The sequence below is a fragment of the Flavobacterium sp. Root186 genome (assembly GCF_001428525.1).
Lineage (GTDB): Bacteria > Bacteroidota > Bacteroidia > Flavobacteriales > Flavobacteriaceae > Flavobacterium.
This window is the reverse complement of sequence record NZ_LMHW01000010.1, coordinates 482885-499493: the sequence shown is the minus strand read 5'-3', so window position 1 is coordinate 499493 and position 16609 is coordinate 482885. Positions and strand designations below refer to the sequence as shown.

Sequence of the window (16609 nt, the reverse complement as noted above, 5' to 3'; positions counted from 1 at the left end):
AGTAAGCACTGTTAAATATATTATAAACTATTATGGCTCAAAATGTTCTATTAACCGGAGGAAGCGGATTCATTGGAAAACATTTAACAGGTGTTCTTATAGAAGCTGGATATTCCGTGTCTGTTTTGAGTCGTTCTGATAAAGAAAACACTTCTGAAGTCACTTATTATAAGTGGGATTTGAACAAAAATTATATTGATGAAAATGCCGTTCTAAATGCTGATTTCATAATTCATCTTGCCGGCGAAGGAATCGTTGAAAAAAGATGGACCGAAAAGAGAAAAAAAGCAATTCTGGAAAGTCGTATAAAACCAATTGATTTGATTTTTTCGGTTTTAGAAAAAAATAATAAAAAACTTAATGCTTTTATTTCCGCTTCGGGAGTTGGAATCTACGGTGCGATTACCAGTCATAAAATATGTACTGAGGAAACGCCTGCAGCAAATGACTTTTTAGGAACAACCTGCCAAATTTGGGAAAATGCTGTTGATAAAATCGAAGCATTAGGGATTAGAACCGTAAAAATCAGAACTGCAATTGTACTGGGAAAAGATGAAGGATTTCTTAAAAAAGTCAATCCTAATTTTAAAGCTGGTTTTGGTGCGGTTTTAGGATCAGGAAAACAATATTTGCCCTGGATTCATATCGAAGATTTATCTCAAATTTATTGCAAAGCAGTTTCAGATGATCAAATGCATGGTCCTTATAATGCGGCTGTAACAGATAACACTACAAATTCGAGGTTTTCTAAAATATTAGCTGCATTATACGGATATGCTATCTGGCTTCCTAAAATCCCTCCTTTTATTCTTAAAATTGTTTTAGGAGAAATGAGCGAGGCTGTCTTAACAGGGCAAAGAGTGTCATCAGAAAAAATACAAAAAACCGGATTTGAATTTCAGTTTACCGATTTAGAAAAAGCACTAATAGCAAGCATCAATTAAAATCATTTCAAAGTTAAATACTTCATGTCTTCACTTTGTACGACTCCAAATAAATTAGTATTGGCCGTTTTTGAAATTTTACCGGCAACAACACTTGGTATTGCTATATTAAAATCTGAAACTGAAATTGGATAATTACACGAAATTTGTATTCCGTTCGGAACTCTTTTTATCAAAGCTTTCATTTCAATGATTTTCGATTTTCCGTGAAGGTAAAGTTTTCCTTTTACGTCATATTCCTTTTCAGTGTCATCAACGTTTTTTAAATCAAATTTTTCAACTTTCCCTTTAAAAACCGCTTTTGGATAACGATGGCTTTCAATATAATTTTCATTAAAATGTTCTTGCATTAAATCCATTTTAAAACGAAAATCTTTGATTACAACAGTACAGATTAAAGTACTTGTTTCTGGTTCGAGAATAATAGTTCCGAGTTTATTTACTGCTTTTACTTCTTCAAAAAAAGGAACAGAAGCTTCAAAATTTACAACTGCCGTAGTGGTTTTAAATTTGTCTTGGGCAAGTAATGAAAATGCAGTAAAAAATAAAATAAGCAATGTAGTTCTTTTCATAATCGTCATCAATTAAACAATTATGTCATTCTATTTCTAAGAAGAATTTTACAAGTTCAAAAATAGAACGGCAGTACTCAGTGAAAAAATTCGTAACCTAATGTTTATACTTAAAGTTACGAAATTTCAAGATGCGGAGTTCTTTAACTAATGCTAAATATTTGTGAATATTTTGGGGTATGAAATGGTGGTTGTGAGATGTGAAATGTAATTGGTAAGAGGTCAGATGAGATGGCACTACGGGACAAAAACGAGGCGGTAATCTTGATTTTTCTACCGATATTTGATTCCTAACGGAATATCTCGTAGAGATTAAATATCGGTAGAAAATTAAATGTTGATATAAAAAAAAATGGGGCACGCCTGTTCATATGTCCCGTAGGGACTATACCTCATATTCTTGATCACAATTTATCCATGCATTGGTGTACAAATCTCCAATAAAAACCCATCTGTATCTCTAACATAGGCTACAACTTGCCCCCACGGTTTTTTCTTTGGCTCTGTAACCAAAACAGCTCCAAATGAAGTTGCCTTTTGCACAAGGTCACCAACATCTTCAGTTATGAAACCTAATTCTATTGCAAAAGGTTTGTCTTCTAAACTGCTTTCTATAAAACCTTCGCTTAAATTATGTGATGCTAATTTTTTTGATGCAAAAGAAATGGTGGTTTCACCAGTATTTAATTCTCCATAATCATTATCCGGACTTATAAATTTTCTTGCAAACCCAAATACATTTTCATAAAACTCTATTGATTTTTCTACGTCTTCAACGTACAAAATTGTATATCCAAACTTTATCATGATTTCTTTGTTTAAATGTGTGATAAATAAAGATAGGAAAAATTAGCTGATTTCTAAAAGTACATTGTATTTATCTAAGCTTGCTAAGTCTTCGATTGAGTTTCTATTGGCAATCTTTTCATGCTCTTCTACTTCTTTTCTAACTTCGATATGTTTGATTGCTTTTCTAAAACGTCTCACTTCTTCGAGATTAGACAAAATAAGTCCGGGAACCTGAACGCTTTTGCCTTCTTTGTCTTTGGCAACCATTGTAAAATAAGACGAATTACAATGTTTTACAGCTCCGGTTTGGATGTTTTCTGCTTCAACACGAATGCCTACAATCATCGAACTTCTTCCCACATAATTTACAGAAGCTTTCATAGTTACTAATTCTCCAACTTCTATTGGTTTAAGAAAGTTTACTGTGTCAACAGAAGCCGTTACGCAATAGTTACCGCTAAATTTTGAGGCCGAAGCAAATGCAATCTGATCCAGCAATTGTAAAATATATCCTCCGTGAATTTTACCGCTAAAGTTGGTATGCGACGGAAGCATTAATTCTGAAATGCTGATTTTTGATGAAGAAACGGGTTTAAAATCTGTAGTCATGTTTTTTGTTTTTGGAATATTTGGTATTTTATTTTAATTCAATAATTCGCTTTCATCCGTATTTAAAGCTCTGTTGATGATATTTTCAGGAAGTGATTTCTTTGCTTTTGCACCCATTTTTTTCAATTTTTCTACACTCGAAATCAAGTTTCCTTTGCCGTCAACAAGCTTGTTCATCGCACTTTCATATTCTGTTTTGGTATCTTTAATTTTATTTCCAATTCTAACCAAATCGGTTACAAAACCTTCAAATTTATCATATAAAGCACCTGCTTGTCTGGCAATTTCAAAAGCATTTTCCTGCTGTTTTTGGTTCGCCCACATACTGTCTATTGTACGCAACGTTGCTAATAATGTACTTGGCGTAACAATTACAATATTTCGGTCAAAAGCTTTATTGTATAAAGTAGAATCTTCGTTCAACGCAATAGCAAAAGCCGGTTCTATCGGGATAAAAAGCAAAACAAAATCCGGGCTTTCAATTTGATACAAATCGTGATAATTTTTATTTCCGAGTTGTTCAACGTGACGTTTAATGGATAAAACATGTTCTTTAAGCCACTCTGTTTTCAGCAAATCAGATTCTTCGTTTACCCATTTTTCGTAAGCAACAAGCGAAACTTTAGAATCAACAATCATTTTCTTTCCATCCGGAAGATTAATTACAACATCTGGAAAAACACGATTTCCTTCGGCATTTACAAAACTTTGCTGTACTTCATATTCACGGCCTTTTTCTAAACCAGATTTTTCGAGAACGCGTTCTAAAACAAGTTCGCCCCAGTTTCCCTGCATTTTGCTGTCGCCTTTTAATGCTTTGGTTAAGTTTAGGGTTTCCTTGCTCATTTGAGCGTTCATTTCGCTTAAGCCAATAATCTGCTGGCGAAGTGCTGCATGATAATCGATGCTTTCTTTATGAGTTTGATCTACCTTTTGTTCAAATACATGAATTTTATCCTGAAGCGGAAGCAGAATGTTTTTCATGTTTTCACTATTCTGTTCTGTAAATTTTGCCGATTTTTCTTCGAGAATTTTATTTGCCAGGTTTTCGAATTCTTTGGTGAATTTTTCCTGAAGTTCGTTTACTTCATTTTTCTGTTCTTTATGGCGTTCCCATAAATTTTCAAAATCGACTTCTTTTTTCGAAAGCTGAATGGCCAGACTGTCTTTTTCTGTTCTGATATTTTCTTTTTCAGAATTAGTTAAATGAAGTTGTTTCTGAAAATTATTTCTTTCCGTTTCAAATTGCTCTTTCTGTAATTGAAGCTGATTTGCATTTGCATTTAATCTTTCTTCTAAACTTACTCTTTCTGCCTGAAATTTAGCAGAAAACAACATTTTCCCTAAGTATATCCCAAGAAACAAAGCAATTACAAAAGCCAATAAAAGCGGAAGAAATTCTAACATATCTAAGTTTATTTTAAGTAAAAGTACGCAATAATACGTAGTGCTTAATTTTTAAAATTAAAATTTCACGAATTAGTTTCCATTCTAAATTAAACAAACATAATTTTTTGTTTTTAACGCAACCATTTCAAAAGTGTTTCATCTACATGATATAACCTATTAAAAAATAATCATGAAAAAATTAATGTTGAGCTTATTTATCGCTTTTGGATTTAGCGCCTGCTCTCTTAGTAATGACGACCTGAATGTTGACTGTGGAACTAATGTAGATTTACCTTTTTCGGGCTTCCCTGTTTTATGCAATTATAGTGTAAAAACTTTACCTAATAATCCGAGTGCGCTTATTATAACTTCGCAGGAAAAAATGGACGCTTATTTTACAAAACATGCCAATACCTGTACAGTTGCAAGCGATCCTAACATTAATTTTAGTGATAACTATATGATTGCACTTTTTGCAGGCGTAAAACCTACAAATGGTTACGCAATAAAAATTACTTCAATTGTACAAAATAACTGCGAAATCATTGTTAATTTCTACGAAAAAGGACCACAAACAGGAGAAACTTTAACGCAGACTCCAACTTACCCAACAGATTTCATTTTGATCCCAAAAACAGCAAAAGCAATTTTGTTTAACAGAACAAACGAAAGCCCTGATAATATCGTAATTGGAAGTTTTGGAACAACAAATGACTTTTTTCAGATCAATGACTACAATGTTTTAAAATTCCTAGGTGTAACTACCGGAAACTACGAGTTTGAGCAATACAAATACAATGCTAAAACAGTAAGAAGCGAATATACTTTATTATCAAAAACTATCCCTACAGAAATTACAGCAATTAAGGGCCAAACAAAAACGTATGGTACACCAGGTGCTCAAGGCGGTGTTTATTTTGAGCTTCGTCAGGGAATTACGGTAACTAAAATTACTATTGACAATAATGACACTGCAGATATGAGCAGCGAAATAAAAGCTTTCAGAATGGCGCTTAAGGCAAAAATCAACAGCTTAAAATAATCATCATTGAGTAACATCTGTATCTTTTGCTACCCAACAAAAGATACAGATATACTTGATAATCAAAAACTAACACAAAATACCACTAGTTCTAACTATTTACAAAATGTAGTTTTGTAAGCTTTTAAGAACTATTTTTGCAAAACCAAATTAATCCATTTTTTGAAAGACGATTTAGAGAAATATATTAAGCTTTGCATGAAAAATGACAGAGGAGGACAACTGAAAATATATCAGTTGTTCTCTCCTGTTTTATATGGTATTTGCCTAAAGTATATGAAAAATGAAGATGATGCGAAGGATGTTTTCCAGGAAGCATTTGTAATTGTTTTTCAAAAAATCGGCCAATATAAATTTGAAGGAAGTTTTGAAGGCTGGCTAAAACGGATTTTCATTAATAAGCTGATTGAAACTTTAAATAAGAAGAAAAAAGAGAGTTTCTTTCTTGATGTTTTTGATCCCGATACTGATTTTGTCGAGGAAGAAGAACTGGAAATTATCCCAATAGAACAAGAAAAATTGCTAGAATATATTAGAGATTTACCGGATCAATATCGAACGGTTTTTAACCTCTATGTTTTTGAAAAGATGAAACACAAAGAGATTGCCGAATTACTAAAAATCTCTGAAGGAACATCAAAATCAAATTTAAATAGAGCCAAACATATTTTGCAAAAAAGAATACTGAGCATAAAAAATTTTAAGATAGCATGAAGAAGCAAAAAATAGAAGATATTTTTTCATCAATGGAAGACTTTTCGAGTGTTCCGCCTCCTGAATTGTGGGGTCAGATTGAAGAAAAACTCGACAAACCTAAAAAGAAGAAGAGAGCAATTCTTTGGTGGTCGGCGGCTGCATGCTTATTATTAGGTTTACTGCTCCCTTCTGTATTGCATTTTAGTTCTGATAATTCGGGAATTAAAACAATACAAAACAATTCTATTGAAAATAACAATGTTGTTCTGGATCAGGAAAATAATGATACCAATAAAACCAGAAGCATTGAAACTAAAGAAAATATCCTTGAAAAAGAATCTAATAATAATCGAGTTTCGTCATCAGAAAAAACAACTAATCAATCAGACCAAAATCAATTAAACCAAAATTCAAAAACAGTTAAAGCTCAAACGGGTTCTCAAAACAAAACAAATAATAACAGCTTTGAACCAAAAGTAAATGTCGAAAGAAATAATGCCGTAGCCGAAAAATCATTTGTTCCAGCTAGAGAAAATAGGTTAAATGCAGCTTCTAAAAATCAAATTTCTACCAATAAAAAAGAAAATATAAATCGCGCTGTCGCCGAAAAAACATTTGTTTCAGCTGGAGAGAATGGATTTAATGCGGCATCTAAAAATCAACTTTCGACCACTAAAAAAGAGAATTTAAACAAGGCTGTTGCCGAGAAATCATTTGCCCCAAACAAATCGAATTCTTTTAATTTCGGTTCGAAAAGTCAATCAGACATTGAAAAAAGAAATGCTGATAAGATTTTAGCAGAGAAGAAATTTGCTCCGGCAAAAACAAATAATTTTAATACTGTTTCAGGAAATCAGGTGCCGAATTCAATTTTTGAAGATCTTTCATCTTCAAAAAATAAAAATGCGCTTGCACTTAATGCTGCAAATTCTGCTGCAAAGAGAAATCCAAATGCTCTAAGTCCTTCGAATAAAGAAAACATTCAAAAAACGACTGCTGACAAAAGTATTGCAAGTGTTCAAAATGATAATTCAAAAAACAATACAGCTTTTATCAATTCAAATGTTTTGAGTAAAAAAGATTCTGTACAGCTAGCTGAACTTCAAAATTTAGAAAAAGGAATTGTAACTATTACTCCGGAAGAAGAGAAAAAGAAAAAAGAAGACAAAACATTATCTAAATCAGAAAAATGGGCTTTACAGCTTTTTGCCGGTGTTGCCAATTCTGAAAATTATAAAAACAATAAAACTTTAGGAAACGTAAACGATTCTAAACAAAGTAATTCGTACGGTGTAAAAACGCAGTATAAAATCAATAAAAAATGGGCTGTTGCTTCTGGGGTTAAAATTAATGAACTGGGGCAAAGTGTGGCAAACGTTTCTTATCTAAACGCAAAAAAACAAGCCCTTTTCAGCTCAAGCGATTATTTTGTAAAAAACGAAAGTGTTCCTCAAATCGCAAGCAATGGAGCAAATTTTGTTTTGGTTTCAAACAGCACAAAAGATGTTTTGCAAAGTGAAAATGTTGAAACCGGAAATTTAGATCAAAATTTACGGTACATCGAAATGCCTTTAGAAGTTTCATATTCTATTTTTAATAAAAACAGAACAAACATTAATCTAAACACAGGCGGATTTGTTGGTAAATTAATTTCGAACAGCGTTGCCATCGATGGGAATTCTATGGGTGAAAACATAAATGCAAACGATTATGTTTATGGCACAACTTTGAGCAGCACAGTACAATATAGAGTTTATAAAAAAACAAACGTTTTTGTTGAACCAGCTGTTAATTATTATGCAAATCCTTTAAGCAATCAATCTTTCAATCAATTTCAATGGGGATTGAATTTTGGACTAAATGTTAACTTTTAATATCTATAGTTTATTGTTTTTAATTCCAATAGATATAACAAAAATGCAGTTCAATTGAACTGCATTTTTTATTGAATTAATGTTTGATTTATTGTATTTTGCAAGAAAAATAAACCAATAAATGACTCTAAAAAAGGATTGGAAAGATCTAAAATTTGTTCCTAAAAATCTCCAAATTGCAAAAGAACTGATTTACGACGTTTGCGGTTTCGAATGTTCTGAACCTCAACCAGAAAAGGAAAGTCAGGAATATGACGCCTTTGATTTTAAAATCGGCGAAAGCCAGATGAAATTTAGATCGGCTAAAATTACGCCTACCAAAACGGGTCAGTTTGTAACTTTATGGAAACGAAATAAAGCTGGAATTATCGAACCCTTTGATTATTTGGATACAATAGATTTTGTAATTGTAAGTGTTCAAAAAGAAAATCTTTTAGGGCAGTTTATTTTTCCGAAAGAGATTTTGCTTAAAAAGGGAATTTTCACTACAATCGCAAAAGAAGGAATAAGAGCCACGAGAGTTTATCCGCCTTGGGATGAAACAACAAGCAAACAGGCACAAAAAACCCAGCAATGGCAATTAGATTATTTTTTACCCATTTCTGATCCAATAGATATAAATCGGGCTAAGTTTTTACTTGGAAAATAATAAAAACAAAAAGGCAGTTCAAATTGAACTGCCTTTTTTATGAATTAATCCTTAGCTTATTTCTTCAGGATTTTTTCTTTATAAATTACTTTATTATTTTCTGATAAAGTATAAATGTAAAGTCCCGGATATAAATTACGAACTGACATTACGGTATTTGAAAGTTCCTGACTGCTTTTAATTTCAATAGAATTTCCTAATACACGTCCGTTTATATCGTAAAGTCTTAATTTAAAGTTTCTGTTTTCGCTTGTTTTTACTGCGAAATTTAAATCATCAACTGCCGGATTTGGATAGGCTGTTACAAAAAATCCGTTTTTAGTTCCAAAATCAGGAGTCGATAAAACATCTTGTTTTAATTCAAAACGAGCAATTACAGGCCCGTGATCTGATGTTGTTGTCGTATAACTCGGAATATCATTACGAGGATCGTAAACTGCAATGGAGTTAGGAATATACTGATCGCTTAATTCATTAGAAATAATAATATGATCTAAAAATCCGCCTGAACTTAAAAAACTGTAAGCACCAGCCTGACTGATTCCTAAAGTAAGTGCATTGTAGTTATTCGTATCTGTAACAAAACTTTCGTAAGAGGAAGGATTTGGCGTAATGACAGATGCTTTTACATCATCATTATAATCTCCTAAAATAATTAAATTAGAATTTGAATAATGCGCATCTAAACTGTCTTTTAAAACCTGAGCATCATATTTACGCATGTTATATCTTGAAATATCGGTTCCGCTGTTGGCACGCGCGTGAAGATCTACCAAATTGATTTCTTTTGTAAATCCACCCATATTAGTTTCTATTGTTACTAAATACGGCAAACGTCCAGAAGAGAAAAAGCTAGAACCATTTCCGCCAGGATAATTCGGTAACGTTTTTGTTCCGGCACGAACTTCATCATAAAACTCTTTAAACATAACACGAGTCTTTTTTACTGTTGTTGTCTGCGTGTTATAAAGTACAACTAATTTTTGCGGAGGGAAATTCGGATCTGGTGCCTCAAAAGAATACGACCATGATGTCGAAGTTGTTTTGTCAAATGTTTTTCCGTTAATATTTATTTTTTGAATTAAAGCATCAATCGACGGATCATCAGAAACTTCCTGAACTACATAAACGTCTGCATTTAATTTGTTCATTATTTTGGCAACATTATCAATTTGTAAGGCATCATCTGTTGGACCAAATTCTACTCCGTCAGTTCCTTTTACATCAGTTCCAAAAAATTCTAAATTATAAGTTACGACATCAAAAGTATCTGCTTTTGGTAAAGAAGAACCGGTCAATAAACCAATTTGTTTGTTTAATGAAGTCCCGGTTACTGTTAGTGTTCCAGAGATTAAAAGTTCTTTTGTAGTGGGTACAAATCTTGCGTAAAGTGTTTTTCCGGCTGCTGCATCGACAGTTGTAACTAAAATGCTGGAGTGAAATGAAATATTATCCAACGACAATTCAAAAGATGCCGGAGCTGTAATTGTAATATTGTCATGACCTTCGGCTTTAAGAATAAAAGACTGACTTGCAGAAATTGTATTTTGTGCAACATCTCCAAAGTCCAAAACAGGATTTGAAGCTACATAACCCGCTTCATTCGTAATTGCCACATCGTCTAATGACCACTCGGCTGCGAAATTAGTTCCGCCAGCTGTAGTTTCATAAACCCAGGCTAAATAAGTATGGCTTGTTTTGTAATCATTTAATTTGATGTATTGCGATTTGGTATAAGTTCCTGTAACGGTTGGAAAATTGCCTTGTAATTCTGTCCAGGTTGCCGTTTCCGGATTACTTTTTCCATCATAATCAGTAGATACCACTAATTTTAAACCTGAACCAGCATAAAATTTACGAGAGTAAAAAGATAATAAGGCAAATTGTCCAAAAGTATCTAAATGCAATTTTGGAGAAATCAGCCAATCTTTACTGGGTCCAGAATCAGAATAGCCATTCATTAAAACGGCTCCAGATCCTGAGTTTACATTTCTTGCAACAGTAGTTGGCGACCATTTGTTTATCGTTCCGGCAATGTTATATTGTGTCCATCCGCTATTAGATAAAACATTAGGGTCATTAAATCCCTGTACATAAGGATTAATTCCTACTCCTGTCAGCGTCACAATTTTTGTTGCTGCACCATTTGATTCATGTGTAATTTCTCCTGTAAAACTGTTGATTGCATTTGGTGTAAACTTTACATAAATTGTTGGAGTGGCATTTGAAGCAAAATCTGCAGCTGCAAATGTTAATGACGATGCAAAAGTGGTATTATCTTTAGAAATGGTAAAGTTTGCTGTTGAAGTTAAAATAACATCATCTGTAAGATTTAAGCCTTGAAGCTGGTACGTAAAAATATCTGAATCAAAGTTTGTTTCAGAAAAGCCTAAATTCAAAGAAACAACAGAAGGAACTAAATTAGGAAGAGCTACACTTGAAGTTGCTGCATCAATTCTATTTACGGTAGACTGAATATTTCCATAAGGATCTTCGGAAATAGAAAAAACAGAATACGCCGTACTTAAACTTAAGCCTGTAAAACTTTTTACATATTCCAGAGATGGATCTGTAATATCTAAAAATCCAGATTGTAAAGCTGCCGTTCCTGCTGCATCCTGTCCTGCTTTTATCTGAGCAATTGTGGGTTCTGCACTTCCGCCCGGTAATAATACATAATACGTTTTTGCCGGTTCGTCTACTTTATTAATAAAATCAAAGCTTTGTGCTAAAATGTTATCTGCTTTTGGATAGCCTGCTGCATTTACCGGAGCTGCAACATCACTTTTAATATCGATATTATCAATTGAAAACGAAGGTCGCGAACCTGATCCTGAAACTTGTCTGGAAATCCATCGAATTTGAACTATTGGCTGATTGTCGCACTCAGCTGGTAAAGTTACTTTTATGGTTTTTGAGTTTTGAGGAGTTGTAATGGTAGTTGTCTGCTTTACATCATTATTTTGATAAGCAGTTGACAGTAATGTAATAAATGGAGTACTAGTACCCACTCTATATTGCAATACCATTTCATTTATACGAGTACTGCTTGCGGCTGCATCATAAGGATTACGAATTGTCGCGGCATCGTATTGCACTTGTATTGCTGTTTCTCCGGTTGCATCAAAAGCAAAACCAATTGCAAGGTCTAATGAACCTGTATTTAAAAAACCAATTTTGCCATCATAATTATGAAAATTACCGCTTGTAGTTGCGGCTGTACTGTTGGCAACTAAAGGTCTGTCTGCCACTAATGCTGCATTTGTATTAAAAGCAGATCCTGGAACTGTACTTGCTGTCCATCCTTGAAATCCAGCAGGATATGCTGTAATACTTGGAGCAATAGAAAAATTCTGCTGATAAGGCAAATCCTGAGGAGTTGGAAAGGTTTGCGCAACCAGACTTAGTGAACAACAAAAAAAACTTAAAAAAGCCACGAGATGGCGAATTGAGTAAATGTTTTTCATAAATTTAAAAATAGGGGTTTAGAAATCAAAGTTATACTCTTTAAAGTTAAGGGAATATTGTAAAAACTTAAATTAATTGTAAGTTTTTACATAAATATTTATCAACAAGAAATCTAATTGTGCATTCTAAAATTTTTCTGATTTAGGCAGAATGCGTTTTCACACTATTTTTTAATAATTATAAAATCAAGACATAAAGTTTTATTTTTATAAGAAAAAACTTTATTTCAAATTATTTGCAATAAAAAAAGCTGTTCTCAACAGAACAGCTTTTTTCTAAATTATGTAATACAGAAAATTAGATTGCAGTATAACCACCATCGGCAATAATGTAACTTCCTGTTGTAAAAGAAGACTTTTCAGAACTTAAAAAGGTTACCAGTTCGGCAATTTCCTCAGCAGTCCCTAAACGATTCATCGGCGCTTTTGCAGCAACGGCATTCATTGCATCATTATTCAAATTATCTTTTAGCAATGCCGTTTCGATATAACCGGGACCTACGGCATTACAGCGAATATTTTTCTGAGCATATTCTGCCGCAATATTTTTAGTCAGCCCTACAACTCCATGTTTAGAAGCAGTATAAGCCGGACTTAACGGAGCGGCAACTTGCCCGTGAATAGAAGCGATATTAACGATGCTTCCACCGCCGTTTTTTTCCATTTGTTCTAACTGATAACGGCAGGCATAAAAAACACCGCTTAAATTAAGTGCAATAACGCGGTCCCAGGCATCTGGTTCATATTCTCCTGTTGGTTTGGCGGGACCGCCCATTCCTGCATTGTTGCAGGCAATATCAAGTCGGCCGTATTTAGAAACCGTAACCTCAACCATGTGTTTGTTATCACTTGCACTCGATGAATCACCTTTTATAAAAAAGGCTTCTCCTCCACTTTCTTTTATAATTTTTACAGTTTCTTCTCCGTGTTCAACATTAATATCCGAAACTACAACTTTTGCTCCTTCCCGAGCGTAGGATTCTGCAACTGCGCGTCCAATTCCTGAACCGCCTCCAGATACAAAAGCTACTTTGTTTTCTAAAAGTGACATATTCTTTAAATTTAAATTTGTAACTGTAATTTACGAAGATGTTGATGGCTGACCATAGCAAAAACGGAGTTTACCATAAGATTAAGACTTTATCATAATCAAATGTTATTTGACATTAAAACCGCATAAATCAAGAAAATTTTCTTTATTATTTATCTTCATCTAATTTCATATTGCCACGATCTTCATGATTGTCCGGATGCGAATTTGGATAGCGGTTTGGTTCAACATCAGAATTTCTGTCTTTATTCTCCACTGTTTTTTTTGCTTCATCTTCTGAAGAAACTCCGCGATTAGCATTTGGGTTATCTGGATTTATACTGTCCTTAACTTTTCGAATATCTTCATTTTCATTTCTCGCTCTGTCTACAACTTCTTTATTTCCGTCCTTATCTGCTACGACCTCTTTTTTCAGGTTGGCATCATCTGCTTTTCCGTCGTGTGAAATATTTTTTCCTTTTGTTTCGTCTATATCTTTTTGTACTCCATTTATCTTTTTAGAGCCTAAATTATTAGTTTCCATATCCTTATTATTTTGAGTTTCTATCTTAATATTACGAATTTTAAATTTTAAAAGAAAGTGGTTTAACATAGCATTTAGTTTATTACCCTATTATTTCTAATGAAGAAAAAACAAGGTTATCTTTGCAAAAAAATAAAACATGCACCGACACTTCATTCTTTTTAAACCTTACGGCTATTTAAGCCAATTTATTTATGAATTGAAAAGAAAGAAAAAGCTTTTGGGCGAACTTCATGATTTTCCCGAAGGTACAATGGCAATTGGAAGACTCGATGAAGATTCTGAAGGTTTGCTTTTACTTACAACTGACGGAAAAGTAAGCGAGCAGATAAGAAGCAAAAAAGTCGATAAAGAATATTATGTTCAGGTTGACGGAATCATTACGCCCGAAGCGATTGAACAATTGCAAAAAGGTGTTGAAATAGGTTTTGAAGGCGGAAAATATAAAACAAAACCCTGCTCTGCTTTTATTGTTACTGAAATTCCTGATTTTGGACCGAGGGCAAAAAAAATCAGAGACGAACGACACGGCCCAACTTCCTGGGCTTCGATTACTGTAAACGAAGGAAAATTTCGTCAGGTTCGCAAAATGACTGCCGCAGTTGGTTTTCCCACTTTACGTTTAGTTCGTGTTCGGATAGGAAATGTATATTTGCAGAACTTAAAAGCCGGAGAGGTTCTCGAAGTAGATCAATTTGATAATGTGTCAATTTGATAATTAGATAATTTCTTAGAAATTCATAACTTATAACTCATAATTCAAAAAAATGCTAAACGTAGTTCTTGTAGAACCAGAAATACCAAATAATACCGGAAACATTGGAAGATTGTGCGTAGGAACTGAAAGCCGACTGCATTTAATTCATCCTTTTGGTTTTGTAATTAATGATAAAAACCTAAAACGTTCCGGCTTGGATTATTGGGTTCATCTTGATGTAACCGAATATCAAAACGTAGAGGAATGGGTACAACAAATTCCGGATCATTCCCGTGTGTTTTTAATGAGTTCTCATTCTGACAAATCGTATTTAGAAAATGAATTTCAGGATGGTGACTGGTTAGTTTTTGGAAAGGAAAGCGTTGGTTTAAGCAAAGAATTTATGGCCCGATTTGAAAATCATTTAACCATTCCGATGTCACCGCTTATTCGCTCTTTTAATATTGCGAATTCTGTTGCTTTTGTTGTTGGTGAAGCTAAGAGACAGATTGGGTTAAAGAAATAATATGAGACCTCTTATAGACGAAAACAATCTTAGTTTTTCTAAAGAAAAATTAATTTATTATTCTCAAACTACAATTTATACTCGGCTTTTAGCTGCAATGGGACTTTTCTTCTTTGCAATTTATTCCCTTACAAATAAAAATACTTTCATAGTATTCTTTTTATTATTGCCAATTATTCTATTTTTAGTTTACAAAGCATCAAAATTGCTAAAGAAAATTAATGAAGTTCAGTTTCGAATTAACTCTAAAGGAATTCAGTACAAAAATGAAGAACTTATTCCTTGGAATAATATTGAAAACGAAAGAGTTGATACGAAATTCTACGGCAAGTCCAGCACCGATTTTTTCATTTATTATGTTATTGAATCTAGTAAGGTAATGAAATTTGATCTTAATGAATTAAATACTGACGCAAGTGAATTAAGCATTGTTCTTAGAATTCATCGAAATAGATTTAAGAAAGAAAATAATATAATCTAAGTCACAATAAACTTCCCTTTTTCGGCATCAAAAATAATATGTTCATCTTTGAATAAAGCTTCAAAACTTCCGTTTGAAATTAAATTACAAGGTTCGTCCTGAACAACATTTTCCGGCGTCATGACAATCATTTCGTCACTTAATTGTATTGCTAAATCAATATCGTGTGTTGAAAACAAAATGCATTTTTGAGTTTCCTGCGTTAATTTTTTCAGCAATTTAAACAATGAAACTTTATGAAGTAAATCAAGATGCGTTGTTGGTTCATCTAAAATAATCAGCGGAGTATCTTGTGCCAAAGCTCTGGCAATTAAAACCTTTTGCAATTGTCCATCACTTATTTCGTAATGCTTTTTATGCGAAAGATGTTCGATTTGTGTCAGCTCCATTGCTTCTTGAACTTTTTCGATATCCGTTTGGGTTAAAGTTCCAACCCAATTAGTATAAGGCTGACGACCAAGCGCCACTAATTCAAAAACAGAGAGATTGCTTGGCGGTAATTTTTCGGTTAAAACCAAACTTAAATTCTGTGCTAAATCTAAAGGTTTATATGTTGCAATATTTTTATCATTCAAATATACATTCCCAGATAAAGGATGCTGAATTCCGGTAATAGTACGCAACAAAGTCGATTTTCCTATTCCATTTGCTCCAATCAAAGAAATAAGTTTTCCTGAACTTAAATTTAAATTAAGGTCTTCAGCAATAGTCACAGTTGTTTTCTTGGATTTGTATCCAATAGTTAAGTTTGAAGTTGATAGAATATTCTTCATTGCGCTTTTATTTAAACACATAGAAACATAGGTTTCTTTGTCTTATTAGAAGGGATATAAGATTTACTTGTAAATCAAACATAGCTGAAGACTAAAGCTTTGGCAATGATCTGAAATATTCATTTACAAGTGTTTTTTGCCCTTCTTTAAAAATATTAAAACAATTAAAATTAATTATAATCCCTTTTGGTGCTTTTAAAAGTTTCATATATGTCAACAGTTGAGCTTGATGAATCGAATTTATTTCGGAAACTGTTTTTAATTCTACTACTAAACAATTTTCAACAAATAAATCACATCGAAAATCTGTTACTAATTCTTTTCCTTTATATAATATTGGAACTCTCATCTCTGTGAAAAAATTTAATTTTCTTTGTGAGAGTTCTTCTTTTAGACATTCTTGATAAACATTTTCCAATAACCCTTTACCAATTATTTTATGGACTTCTATTGAAGCACCTAAAACTTCATACGTTAATTCATCTAAATATTTTTGAGTAATCATTAATTCATTAATTGAAATAAAA

General features: G+C 33.0%; 17 protein-coding genes. 8 read left to right on the top strand and 9 right to left on the bottom strand.

The annotated features are described in order from the left end of the window. The first annotated feature begins 32 nt into the window (after positions 1-32). On the top strand, positions 33-944 hold the full coding sequence (locus tag ASD98_RS05900; protein WP_056201451.1) for a TIGR01777 family oxidoreductase: 912 nt from the start codon (positions 33-35) through the stop codon (positions 942-944). Positions 945-946: 2 nt separating this feature from the next. On the opposite strand, the gene ASD98_RS05895 is transcribed toward ASD98_RS05900, so the two are convergent. The 4 genes from ASD98_RS05895 to rmuC all read right to left on the bottom strand — a co-directional run bounded on the left by ASD98_RS05895 (position 947) and on the right by rmuC (position 4321). After that, positions 947-1516 (bottom strand): YceI family protein, encoded by a 570-nt coding sequence (locus ASD98_RS05895; protein ID WP_056201449.1) that lies wholly within the window; start codon positions 1514-1516, stop codon positions 947-949. Between the two features lie 411 nt (positions 1517-1927). Then, positions 1928-2323, bottom strand: coding sequence for a VOC family protein (locus ASD98_RS05890; protein WP_053474301.1), 396 nt, complete (start codon positions 2321-2323; stop codon positions 1928-1930). Between the two features lie 42 nt (positions 2324-2365). After that, a complete protein-coding gene (locus ASD98_RS05885) occupies positions 2366-2914 on the bottom strand; it encodes an acyl-CoA thioesterase (protein ID WP_056201446.1) in 549 nt (182 codons plus the stop codon). A gap of 33 nt (positions 2915-2947) precedes the next feature. After that, entirely contained in the window at positions 2948-4321 is a 1374-nt protein-coding gene (gene rmuC, locus ASD98_RS05880) for a DNA recombination protein RmuC (RefSeq protein ID WP_056201443.1), read from the bottom strand. A 172-nt stretch (positions 4322-4493) separates the two neighbouring features. Between rmuC and ASD98_RS05875 the strand changes: the two genes are divergently transcribed. The 4 genes from ASD98_RS05875 to ASD98_RS05860 all read left to right on the top strand — a co-directional run bounded on the left by ASD98_RS05875 (position 4494) and on the right by ASD98_RS05860 (position 8564). After that, positions 4494-5345, top strand: coding sequence for a protease complex subunit PrcB family protein (locus tag ASD98_RS05875; RefSeq protein WP_056201441.1), 852 nt, complete (start codon positions 4494-4496; stop codon positions 5343-5345). Positions 5346-5507: 162 nt separating this feature from the next. Next, positions 5508-6059 (top strand): RNA polymerase sigma factor, encoded by a 552-nt coding sequence (locus ASD98_RS05870; protein ID WP_056201438.1) that lies wholly within the window; start codon positions 5508-5510, stop codon positions 6057-6059. Beyond that, positions 6056-7915, top strand: coding sequence for a hypothetical protein (locus ASD98_RS05865; RefSeq protein WP_056201435.1), 1860 nt, complete (start codon positions 6056-6058; stop codon positions 7913-7915). Before ASD98_RS05870 ends, ASD98_RS05865 begins: the two co-directional genes overlap by 4 nt. A 121-nt stretch (positions 7916-8036) precedes the next feature. Next, positions 8037-8564, top strand: a complete 528-nt coding sequence (locus ASD98_RS05860) for a MepB family protein (protein WP_056201432.1) — start codon at positions 8037-8039, stop codon at positions 8562-8564. A gap of 56 nt (positions 8565-8620) precedes the next feature. Here the strand turns inward: ASD98_RS05860 and ASD98_RS05855 are convergent, their stop codons facing one another. The 3 genes from ASD98_RS05855 to ASD98_RS05845 all read right to left on the bottom strand — a co-directional run bounded on the left by ASD98_RS05855 (position 8621) and on the right by ASD98_RS05845 (position 13605). Further along, a complete protein-coding gene (locus tag ASD98_RS05855) occupies positions 8621-12031 on the bottom strand; it encodes a T9SS-dependent choice-of-anchor J family protein (protein ID WP_056201429.1) in 3411 nt (1136 codons plus the stop codon). 298 nt (positions 12032-12329) lie between these two features. Next, positions 12330-13082, bottom strand: a complete 753-nt coding sequence (locus ASD98_RS05850) for an SDR family NAD(P)-dependent oxidoreductase (RefSeq protein ID WP_056201426.1) — start codon at positions 13080-13082, stop codon at positions 12330-12332. A 148-nt stretch (positions 13083-13230) separates the two neighbouring features. Beyond that, a complete protein-coding gene (locus tag ASD98_RS05845) occupies positions 13231-13605 on the bottom strand; it encodes a hypothetical protein (RefSeq protein ID WP_056203238.1) in 375 nt (124 codons plus the stop codon). A gap of 139 nt (positions 13606-13744) precedes the next feature. Here ASD98_RS05845 and ASD98_RS05840 point away from each other — a divergent pair, with 139 nt between their 5' ends. Genes ASD98_RS05840 through ASD98_RS05830 form a run of 3 tightly spaced genes read left to right on the top strand, consistent with a single transcriptional unit; the run spans position 13745 to position 15309 of the window. Next, positions 13745-14320, top strand: coding sequence for a pseudouridine synthase (locus ASD98_RS05840; RefSeq protein WP_056201424.1), 576 nt, complete (start codon positions 13745-13747; stop codon positions 14318-14320). 52 nt (positions 14321-14372) lie between these two features. Continuing rightward, positions 14373-14828 carry a tRNA (cytidine(34)-2'-O)-methyltransferase gene (locus ASD98_RS05835; protein ID WP_056201421.1) on the top strand — a complete coding sequence of 152 codons (456 nt, stop codon included), beginning with the start codon at positions 14373-14375 and terminating at the stop codon, positions 14826-14828. 1 nt (position 14829) lies between these two features. Beyond that, positions 14830-15309, top strand: a complete 480-nt coding sequence (locus ASD98_RS05830) for a hypothetical protein (protein WP_056201418.1) — start codon at positions 14830-14832, stop codon at positions 15307-15309. Here the strand turns inward: ASD98_RS05830 and ASD98_RS05825 are convergent. Both ASD98_RS05825 and ASD98_RS05820 read right to left on the bottom strand, forming a co-directional pair. Next, positions 15306-16082 carry an ABC transporter ATP-binding protein gene (locus tag ASD98_RS05825; RefSeq protein ID WP_056203236.1) on the bottom strand — a complete coding sequence of 259 codons (777 nt, stop codon included), beginning with the start codon at positions 16080-16082 and terminating at the stop codon, positions 15306-15308. The genes ASD98_RS05830 and ASD98_RS05825 overlap by 4 nt on opposite strands. Before the next feature lie 91 nt (positions 16083-16173). Continuing rightward, positions 16174-16587, bottom strand: coding sequence for a GxxExxY protein (locus ASD98_RS05820; protein WP_056201415.1), 414 nt, complete (start codon positions 16585-16587; stop codon positions 16174-16176). Positions 16588-16609: the final 22 nt, after the last annotated feature.

Coding starts and splice junctions, on each gene's coding strand:
- ASD98_RS05900 (WP_056201451.1), top strand. CDS start 33: ATGGCTCAAAATGTTCTATTAACCGGAGGAAGCGGATTCATTGGAAAA.
- ASD98_RS05895 (WP_056201449.1), bottom strand. CDS start 1,516: ATGAAAAGAACTACATTGCTTATTTTATTTTTTACTGCATTTTCATTA.
- ASD98_RS05890 (WP_053474301.1), bottom strand. CDS start 2,323: ATGATAAAGTTTGGATATACAATTTTGTACGTTGAAGACGTAGAAAAA.
- ASD98_RS05885 (WP_056201446.1), bottom strand. CDS start 2,914: ATGACTACAGATTTTAAACCCGTTTCTTCATCAAAAATCAGCATTTCA.
- rmuC (WP_056201443.1), bottom strand. CDS start 4,321: ATGTTAGAATTTCTTCCGCTTTTATTGGCTTTTGTAATTGCTTTGTTT.
- ASD98_RS05875 (WP_056201441.1), top strand. CDS start 4,494: ATGAAAAAATTAATGTTGAGCTTATTTATCGCTTTTGGATTTAGCGCC.
- ASD98_RS05865 (WP_056201435.1), top strand. CDS start 6,056: ATGAAGAAGCAAAAAATAGAAGATATTTTTTCATCAATGGAAGACTTT.
- ASD98_RS05860 (WP_056201432.1), top strand. CDS start 8,037: ATGACTCTAAAAAAGGATTGGAAAGATCTAAAATTTGTTCCTAAAAAT.
- ASD98_RS05855 (WP_056201429.1), bottom strand. CDS start 12,031: ATGAAAAACATTTACTCAATTCGCCATCTCGTGGCTTTTTTAAGTTTT.
- ASD98_RS05850 (WP_056201426.1), bottom strand. CDS start 13,082: ATGTCACTTTTAGAAAACAAAGTAGCTTTTGTATCTGGAGGCGGTTCA.
- ASD98_RS05845 (WP_056203238.1), bottom strand. CDS start 13,605: ATGGAAACTAATAATTTAGGCTCTAAAAAGATAAATGGAGTACAAAAA.
- ASD98_RS05840 (WP_056201424.1), top strand. CDS start 13,745: ATGCACCGACACTTCATTCTTTTTAAACCTTACGGCTATTTAAGCCAA.
- ASD98_RS05835 (WP_056201421.1), top strand. CDS start 14,373: ATGCTAAACGTAGTTCTTGTAGAACCAGAAATACCAAATAATACCGGA.
- ASD98_RS05830 (WP_056201418.1), top strand. CDS start 14,830: ATGAGACCTCTTATAGACGAAAACAATCTTAGTTTTTCTAAAGAAAAA.
- ASD98_RS05825 (WP_056203236.1), bottom strand. CDS start 16,082: ATGAAGAATATTCTATCAACTTCAAACTTAACTATTGGATACAAATCC.
- ASD98_RS05820 (WP_056201415.1), bottom strand. CDS start 16,587: ATGATTACTCAAAAATATTTAGATGAATTAACGTATGAAGTTTTAGGT.